The 9,181-nt window shown below is 31.2% G+C and carries 10 protein-coding genes; 9 read left to right on the top strand and 1 reads right to left on the bottom strand.

Annotated features, from left to right (window positions below; all coding sequences use genetic code 11):
- Positions 1 to 251 precede the first annotated feature (251 nt).
- The 9 genes from ACNQGX_RS17970 to ACNQGX_RS17930 all read left to right on the top strand — a co-directional run bounded on the left by ACNQGX_RS17970 (position 252) and on the right by ACNQGX_RS17930 (position 8,185).
- Entirely contained in the window at positions 252 to 623 is a 372-nt protein-coding gene (locus tag ACNQGX_RS17970) for a hypothetical protein (RefSeq protein WP_417978627.1), read from the top strand.
- Positions 624 to 840: 217 nt separating this feature from the next.
- On the top strand, positions 841 to 1,317 hold the full coding sequence (locus ACNQGX_RS17965) for an SRPBCC domain-containing protein (RefSeq protein WP_417978625.1): 477 nt from the start codon (positions 841 to 843) through the stop codon (positions 1,315 to 1,317).
- 186 nt (positions 1,318 to 1,503) lie between these two features.
- Positions 1,504 to 2,040 carry a hypothetical protein gene (locus ACNQGX_RS17960; RefSeq protein WP_417978623.1) on the top strand — a complete coding sequence of 179 codons (537 nt, stop codon included), beginning with the start codon at positions 1,504 to 1,506 and terminating at the stop codon, positions 2,038 to 2,040.
- 153 nt (positions 2,041 to 2,193) lie between these two features.
- Positions 2,194 to 3,003, top strand: coding sequence for a helix-turn-helix domain-containing protein (locus ACNQGX_RS17955; protein ID WP_417978621.1), 810 nt, complete (start codon positions 2,194 to 2,196; stop codon positions 3,001 to 3,003).
- Between the two features lie 81 nt (positions 3,004 to 3,084).
- The gene (locus ACNQGX_RS17950) at positions 3,085 to 4,728 is read left to right on the top strand and encodes a serine hydrolase domain-containing protein (protein WP_417978619.1); all 1,644 of its coding nucleotides are present in this window, start codon (positions 3,085 to 3,087) and stop codon (positions 4,726 to 4,728) included.
- Positions 4,729 to 4,873: 145 nt separating this feature from the next.
- A complete protein-coding gene (locus ACNQGX_RS17945; protein ID WP_417978617.1) occupies positions 4,874 to 5,296 on the top strand; it encodes a hypothetical protein in 423 nt (140 codons plus the stop codon).
- A gap of 68 nt (positions 5,297 to 5,364) precedes the next feature.
- Positions 5,365 to 6,105 carry a LytTR family transcriptional regulator DNA-binding domain-containing protein gene (locus ACNQGX_RS17940; RefSeq protein WP_417978615.1) on the top strand — a complete coding sequence of 247 codons (741 nt, stop codon included), beginning with the start codon at positions 5,365 to 5,367 and terminating at the stop codon, positions 6,103 to 6,105.
- 105 nt (positions 6,106 to 6,210) lie between these two features.
- Positions 6,211 to 7,731, top strand: a complete 1,521-nt coding sequence (locus tag ACNQGX_RS17935; RefSeq protein ID WP_417978614.1) for an amidohydrolase family protein — start codon at positions 6,211 to 6,213, stop codon at positions 7,729 to 7,731.
- 76 nt (positions 7,732 to 7,807) lie between these two features.
- Complete coding sequence (locus ACNQGX_RS17930; protein WP_417978612.1) at positions 7,808 to 8,185, top strand: ribosomal maturation YjgA family protein; 378 nt, start codon at positions 7,808 to 7,810, stop codon at positions 8,183 to 8,185.
- Positions 8,186 to 8,356: 171 nt separating this feature from the next.
- On the opposite strand, the gene ACNQGX_RS17925 is transcribed toward ACNQGX_RS17930, so the two are convergent.
- A partial coding sequence (locus tag ACNQGX_RS17925; protein WP_417978610.1) for an IS110 family transposase occupies positions 8,357 to 9,181 on the bottom strand: 825 nt, incomplete at its 5' end.

Raw genomic sequence — 9,181 nt, 5'->3', positions numbered from 1 at the left:
AATATAATTCAACAACTTGCCGATAAGGGACTTGCACCCTCTAGATAAAATTCCTACTTTTGAGGAATTGGAAGTGCATGCAAGGCACACACAGCTACTACAACGGATTTGGGCAATCGGCTTAATGGAAAGTTGGTTTTGTATTTGGGATGATTTGGCAAATCCGAAAATAGGGCTTAATTTAGTCCCAAACCCGTTGTAGTACCAGAACGTTAGGCAACATACCAGAAACATCGAATAAAATTACAAATATGGTTTTTAATCAAATTTCCATTTATAATCCGAACGGAAGCGAATCGTTTAAGCGAATTTCAGAAATATTAAATTTGGAGCCAATTGCAAGTGAAGGTTTAGGAAAACTAAAGACTGAACAATATGGAGTATGGACATATTCTGTAGAAACGAATGATGAAGAACCTTACTATGACTTTATAAATCTATTCTTAGATATTCTTGAACCAAATTTTGAAAACTTAGAGAAGCTTGGAATCAAAAGGGATGATATATCTTTTTGGCATTTATATGAATATGACCAACAATGCGCAATGGAATTTAAGCCGAAAGAAATGGAAAGATTAAGTAAAAATGGAATTACGCTATGTATCGATTGTTGGCAAAAATAAATTAGTACGTTACCTAACAGCTACTACAACGGATTTGGGCAATTGGCTTAATGGAAAGTTGGTTTTGTATTTGAAAATTTAGTGTTTAACCGAAAGTTTGGGCATTCTTAATCCGCCACATTGCGAAGCGACCAAACGCTATAGGCTATGTTAAACGACTTCTAAGTATGACGAAAAATAACAACTCGAAAGATTAATTTAAACAAATATTAATATTATGAAAAAGTTACAATTCAAAGTAAGCATCAATGCACCTGTGACCAAGATTTATGATTTTATGCTTGGCATCAACAGTAAATCAACTTATGAGCAATGGACCTCTTTGTTTAACCCGACATCGACCTATGAAGGAAGTTGGGACAAGGGAAATAAAATTCTATTTATTGGAGTAGATGAGAAAGGAGAAAAGGGAGGTATGGTTTCCAAGATAGTTGAAAACATTCCCAACCGATTTGTTTCGATTCAACATTATGGTCTTTTAAAAGCGGACAAGGAAATTACAGAAGGACCAGAAGTGGAAAAATGGGCAAACGGATTTGAAAACTATACCTTCGAAGAAAACAATGGAACTACAACCGTTACTGTTGACTTAGACACCACTGAAGATTTTTTAGATTATATGAACCAGACCTACCCAAAAGCACTCGATAAGTTGAAAGAACTTTGTGAAAAACAACAATTTCAATCCCGATAGCTATCGGGATTAAAAATACAAAGAAATAAACACAGCCTATAACAGCACCTACAAGAAATTGGCGGTTCAGTGGTTAAATGAAGTTCAGTTTTTCAATCAAACTTTCGTGCAGGTTGACAGTTTTCGTCTCCGTAATCGCCAAAAAACGTTGGCAGAAACAATAGCAAAAATCGTATATAAAACCGAATGAGAAAAAACAATTTAAAATCGATTTTATCAGTTGCAGTATTAATTCCATTTATAAGTTTTGCCCAAATTAAAATGGAAAAAATAAATTTATTAAATGGGAAAGTCGAATTTAATTCCCCGACGGAATTAACTAAAATGACTGATGAAATGTGGACATTAAAATATCATAACAAACCGAAACCAACATTTGTAGTATCAGATAAAAATGGAGGAGTCAATCTTATTGCGGACACAACAAACCAGTCTGCATCAGAAAGTCAATTGGGCTTATGGAAAGATTTCCAAATCGAACAGTTAAAAAAAAACAGACCTGATTTAAAAGTTTTAAATGGTGGCGTAAAAGTTATTAATGGAAAGAAAGTTGGATATTTTAAATTTATAACACAAGTAACTGACCAAAAAATTTTTAATTATTACTTTTTCACAATTGTTGATGGAAAAATTTTATTATTCTCATTTAATTGCATTGAAAAACTGCGAGTTAATTGGGAAAAGTCAGCAGATGAAATTGTAACTTCTCTTAAAACTAAATAAGATTGCTCCTGCCAACACTTGCTACAATTGATTTGGGCAATTGGCTTGTATTTGTGAGAATTTGGTTAAACCGAAAATTAACGCTAATTTAGTCCCAAACCTCTTGTAGCAAGGGAACGTTGTGATATTTTCGAAAAATGAAATGCTAACCAAATGAAACAATCACTAAAAGGAGAATTTTACGGACAAACAAATAAAACTATTAATTTAGAAGGAATTACTTTGACCGATACGGTTTATACTCATGATAAAGTAGATTGGCATTATCACGAAAACGCATATTTTACTTTTATCCTTCAAGGAAACTTAATAGAAGGTAATAAAAAAGAAATCTACAATTGTTCTGCCGGTAGTTTATTATTTCATAATTGGCAAGATCCACATTATAATATCAAACCCGAAGGATTTACAAGAGGTTTTCATATTGAAATAGAGCAAAACTGGTTTGATAATTTGGATTTTGACACAAAGGATTTACAAGGTAGTATCAATATATCGAATTCTGATTTGAAGTTTTTAATGTATAAAATTTTTAGAGAAACAAAAGTTGATGACAACCAATCACAACTTTCAATTCAAATGCTATTGCTGGAAACTTTAGCAAAAATGCTACGAAATAATCAAACTAAATCTAATAAAAAACCCAATTGGGTTTCTGAAATAAATATGATCTTGAATGACCAATTTTCAGATAATCTTTCTTTAGATTATTTGTCAAAAACTTTAAACATTCATCCTGTTCATTTGTCAAGAGATTTTTCAAAATATTTTAATTCCAGTTTTGGTGAATACATTAGAAAATTAAAAGTAGAAAAATCATTAGAGTTAATTTCTCAAAAAAAGTTAGATTTGACAGCTATAGCATTTGAGTGTGGCTTTTCTGACCAAAGTCATTTTACACGTTGTTTCAAAGAAATTAATGGAATCAATCCCTCAGAATATAGAAAAATCCTTTTTGGTTAATTTTCTTCAAATGTTAATCTTATTCTATTTTTAAATTAATTTTAGCAATAATTTTGAAGTCGAATTTTAAAACTAAATAACATGAAAAGGATTATAATCCTGGCTTTTGCCAATCTATTTTGGCTAATCACTTTCAGCCAAACAAGTAGCTTTGTAAAAAGTGATAGCATCATTTATCCTATTCACAAAGCGAACATTGGAAAAATTGCCTTTATGGGACAAATTGTACCTATAGAAAATTTCAAAGAAACGGATTTCTTAGAATCATTTGAACTCAAAGAAAAAACTGATTTTAATATCCGAGTGTTTTTAGGAAACTCTTTGACAAATTACCTTCATTTGCTTTCGCCAAAACTAACCGCAGATGAACTTACAAAAAATGGGAATTATCAATTTACATTTATGGTTGACAATAAGAAAATTTATGTTGAAAATCTAAACATTGGAGCAGGAAATGCTGCTAGCAAAAATCAGAAGACAATTTTAAGAGTTCCTTTAATAAGTTCAACCAATGAAGATTCTTGGGGTAGATTTCTTTGGAATAGATTTTTAACTAATGGCGGACAAGAAGCGTTTACAAATGGAGAACATCTTCTTAAAATTGAAATCAGACCTTATCTAAAATTAACCGAGGTAATATCTGGAAATATAATTGCCGAAGGACAAATAAAAATTATTATTCCTGAAATTAAGGTTAATGAAGAAATGGTTCGTTTTCAATCGATAAAGCCAATAAAAGATTGGCAAATTTCAAAAGATAATTTTGATAAATCCAAAATTGAAGAATTAAATAGAAAAATAGCCAACCAAACATTCAAAAATATTACAAGTATTGTTGTAATTAAAGAGGGCAAATTATTAATTGAAGAGTATTTTAATGATGTGAACCGAAATACACTTCACGACACAAGGTCTGTTGGCAAATCATTTGCTTCAACTATTTTGGGAATTGCCATCAAAGAAGGTTACCTAAAAAGTGAAACGCAAACACTAAAAGAGTTTTACGATCTAAAATCCTTTCAAAACTATTCCACATCAAAAGATAGTATTACTTTAAAAAGTTTGCTGACAATGAGTTCCAATTTTGAAGGTTCCGATATGAATTCTGAATCAATTGGTAACGAAGAAAATATGTATCCTACAAAAAATTGGGTTGACTTTACATTAAACCTTCCTATTGACAAAACAAAAGTAGTAGACAAGCAGTGGGATTACTTTACGGCTGGCTGTATAGTTATAGGCGACATAATTCATAAATCTGTACCAAATGGTTTAGAGAAATATGCCGACAAAAATTTATTCAAACCACTTGGAATTACTAATTACAGATGGGAATTTACACCTCAAAAAGTAGCTAATACAGCAGGTGGTATCCGATTGCGTTCGTTGGATTTTGCTAAATTTGGGCAATTATACAAAAATAAAGGTGCTTGGAATGGTAAACAAATTCTTTCGCAAGAATGGATAGCAAAAAGTTTATCACACCAAATGACAATATCAGAAAACGAGTATTATGGTTATCTATTTTGGAATAAAACGTACAAAGTAAACGGCGTAGATTATGAAGTTTATTATTCAAGCGGTAATGGTGGCAATAGAATTTTCATTTTTAAAAATCAGCCTATTGTAATTGTAATTACTTCAACAGCATATAATACGGCATACGGACACAAACAAGTTGAAAAGATTATGCAGGAATATTTAATACCAGCAATAACGAAATAACAAGAAAAAGGCATACAACAGCGTTTGGCAATATGGCGGGTTTGGGCTTAATTTAAAGTTGGTTTTGTACTTGTAAAATAGGCTTCCTTAATCCGCCACATCGCAAGAGCAAGAGAACGTTATGCAACAACTAATACAATATTACATGGGAAGAGTTCTATTTATCGTCTTATTATTAAGTTTTAAAGTCAATTCACAAGAATTGTCAGGAAGTTGGAAAGTAATCTCATATGAAGATGAAATCGCTTATTTTAATAAAATCACAGATTCAATTTCTTATAAAGATTCTTCCCGAAAAGACCAAGCAGAAAACTTCCGACAAATGTCAGAGTTAATAATATTTCCAATTACTTATAATTTTGATAACAATGGTGGCTTTGTTATGAATCATCCTATGATGGGTAAAATTAGTGGACAATTTGAAGTTGACAAATCCAATAAAAAAATAATAATGATTGACGAAAAAGGTAAAAAAGATGCGTTACCGTTTATTTATACCGATGGAATCTTATTTGTAGAAATGAAAATGGAAACTGGTTACATTAAACTTGGCTTAAAGAAAAGTTAGTCATCATTTTTGCCAGCATAACTTTTGAGATAAATTTCAAAAACAAATATTAGTCCCTTTTTATTAAAATGAAAAAATTAAACCCATCAATCAACCATCATTTACTAATAGGAATCTTCATCAGTATTTGGCTTTTCATTTTCGCTTTTTTCATAAAACCATTTGACGATGGAACAATAAGCTTTAAAATGTGGCTTCTTATAAGTGTTGGATTTAGCCTAATTGCATTTCTATGCTACGGATTACTGGCTATAATTCAAAAAAGTGTTTATCAAAAAGTGTCAAAATGGAATGTGGGTTTTGAAATCGTTAGCCTTATCTTTTTTCACCTGCTTTTTTTAGTGAGTACCTATATCTATTACAAAAGCCCCGTTCTAAATGGAGGATATGATTTTTTTGAATTTTTACGGATCATAATTCTTAAATCAGCTTTGATTTCAACCCCGATAATACTATTGGCAAGAGGATATACAATCAAGCTAATTCCTATAAAAGAAGAGTATGTAACGATTAGGGGAGAAAATAAATTTGATGTTTTAAAAATAAGAAAACGTGACTTGGTCTGCGTTTCTAATTCACAAAATTACATCGAGATTTTCTTTATAGAGGAGAGCCACCTGAAAACAAAATTAATTCGCAGCACGCTTAAAAAAGTTCGGCATGATTTTGATTTTTTAGTTCAAGTCCATCGTTCCCATTTAATAAATCCGTCACATTTTAAGGCTTGGAAAAATCGGGATACCCTATCTCTTACTCAAATTGAACTGCCTGTTTCTAAAAATTACAAGGAGCATTTATTGTCCTTATAATTTTCGTACCTAAAATGGCATATTTCATACCTAACCCCTCATTACACCGTATATTACGGTGTGTTTCAGTTTATTTTTGCCTCTCAAATCAAAATAAAATAAATTATGAAAAAACTATGGTTTAGGAGATTACGATACGCCGCTATGATATTGTTAGTCGTTTTTATTGGCGTTTTTATCTGGGCAGATAATGAATTAAATAAGGTTTTGGGCAAATCAACTGAAGTTATAACTATTTCTTCAATTGTTAAACCATCCAAAATAATTCAAATAAAAAACGCCAACGTACTTTCAGAAGATTGTACTTATTTTTTAAAAAATCAAGATGTAATTATTAAAAATGGAAAGATAATTCGTTTAGGCGTAAATCAACTTATGGATAGCACTTCTATCATTATTGATGGCACAAACAAATATTTAATTCCAGGCCTTATAGATTCCCATGTTCATTTAAAAGAAAGTAAAAATGATTTATTTTTATATTTAGTCAATGGTGTAACCTATGTTAGAGAAATGGCTGGAAGACCTATAGTTCTAAATTGGAGAAAATCAATACAAAAAAAGGGCATTGGGCCACGAATGTTTATCGTATCTCCTCCAATATATAGTGAAAGTGGATTAACCGGTTATTATTATAGTTGGACTAGACAGTCCATCAATTATTCAACTAAAAATGATGCACAAAAGGAGATAAAGAGAATAAAAGAACAAGGCTATGATGCAGTTAAAATGTATGGTTTTGTTACTGCGGAAATGTTTAAAACAACAATAGAGATGGCCAAGGAGAACAATATTCCTGTCATTGGTCATATCCCATTAGTTAATTTAAAAACTTTTTATCAATCAGGTCAAAAAGAGATTGCTCACATTGAAGAACTAACCGTAAAAAACATAGATGATTTCGGAAAATCAATTTCTAAAAATCCAGAAGAATACCTCAATTTTTTAAAAGCACATGCAGACCAAATTGCAAAAAAGCTAAAGGAGAATAACATTAGTGTTACTTCCACTATTGCGTTAATTGAAAGTCTTCCAAAACAAAGATTTTCCTTAAAATCCAGACTTAAAGAAATAGAATTAAGATATGCCAATCCTAAAATTATTGAGGGAACTGCCCTTTATAAATTAGGTTGGTTAACCGGTAGAAGTGGATTTGAATATGACGGAGAAGATAAACCTGAAGCAAGAAAATTGTCATTAATTTATTGGAATATTTATGTAAAAGCTATTCATATTATGACAAAAGCATTGGTTGATAATAAAGTTACAATTATGGCTGGAACGGATGCCAATGTAGCCACTATAGTTCCCGGATTTTCACTTCATAGCGAATTAGAATCTTTATCTAAATCCGGAATGACTAACTCACAAGCACTCTATTCGGCAACCGTTGCACCAAGTAGTTGGATGAAAAGCAATACTGGAAAAATTAAAATAGGCTATAATTCCGATTTAGTGCTACTGGCAAAAAATCCATTAGAAGATATTAAAAACACAAAGACTATAGAATATGTTTTTTTTGATAAATATAGGATTGATAAAACCCAAATCGCAACTATTTTGAAAGCCATAGAAGCGGCAAATAATGAAAACAGAAGTATAAAAATTGACGAATACTTAAATTGAAAAAACAATAAAAATAAGTGAACATCAAAAACGAATGGAGTCAAAATGTAAAATAACAAACCTTTAAACAACCAATATGTTACAATTCAACCCAAAATATTTTGCGATTACAGTCTTACTTTTTCTCATAGAAATTGCAATTGCTTTGTTTGTTCATGATAACTTTATCAGACCCTATTTTGGAGATTTTTTAGTGGTCATTCTACTCTATTGTTTTCTAAAATCGTTTCTAAACGTGTCGGTTTGGGTTGCCGCATGTATTGTGTTGGTCTTTTCCTTTGCTATCGAAATCGCACAATATTTTAATGCGGTTGAAAAACTAGGTTTACAGCATTCAGAAATTGCTAAAGCCGTTCTTGGAAATTCATTTGCCTGGATTGATTTGCTTGCCTATATTCTTGGAATTTTGACTGTAATCAGCATTGAAAAAATTCACTTTAAAACCAGAAAATAAAATGCAAATGGCTTCGCACTACTGTAGCTTGACGCCATTGCTCACGTCAAACGCATTAAAATTAAATTGAAGTTTAAACCACATAGATTCTGTGTTGATTTCCAAATAAATCTATATTTTTTTTATAATTTTGTTTTTAAGTCAGTCATAGAACTAGACTCTATAGCGTGTTTAAGCCGTTTGTGTTTGCACGCTATTTTTTTGTGCTTGTTTTTTGTTTTCATATTCTTTATCGTAAGTGGTTTTGTTTTTGAATAATGTAAAAATCATTTCTAGCAATTTTCTTTGTACAGCTACCAATGCTTTCATTTTTATTCCTTGTTTTGATACTAATCTTGCATACAATTCTCTGAAATTTTCATCCCATTTTACAGCTACCAATGCTGGAAAGTGCATTGCTTTTCTCAGACTTCTATTCCCTTTTTTTGATATTCGAGGTTTTCCTTTTACGGATGTACCCGATTGTTTTTCTTTTACATCTAGGCCTGCGTAACTGGTTAATTGTCTTTTGTTTCTTATCAGTTCAAAACCATTGGTCTCTGCCAAAACAATTACTGCTGTTAATTCTCCTACGCCGGGTAATGTACAAATGATGTCTATTTCTATTTTTAAATTTTTATCACCTTTCACAATAGAGTTAATGTCGTTTTTAATCTCTTTTTCTTGACCGTTTAAGAACCCAATTCTTGCTTTTATTCGTTTTAAACTCTTTTGATTTGGTTCAGCCTCTGATTCTTCTGCATGTAATTGATTTTTTACTATAACACGCTCTGCTACTATCTGGTCTCGTTCTCGGGTTAGTTGTTGTAGGTTTTTATAAATGTTTTTGGGGCGTTTCCATAAATCTAATTTTCTTTCCAATCCGAATTGAGCAATTGCTTGTGAACATGTTTTATCGGTAATAGTTTTAATATCTAGGGTCCTAATGTAATTACTGATTTTGTTTGGTAATATTATACTAACCTGACAATCATTCTTGTCTAAATAATAAGCGAA

This window comes from Flavobacterium glycogeni, assembly GCF_048286775.1.
In the GTDB taxonomy this organism is placed as follows: Bacteria; Bacteroidota; Bacteroidia; order Flavobacteriales; family Flavobacteriaceae; genus Flavobacterium.
The sequence above is the reverse complement of the archived record's forward strand: the minus strand, read 5'-3'. Positions and strand labels throughout refer to the sequence as shown.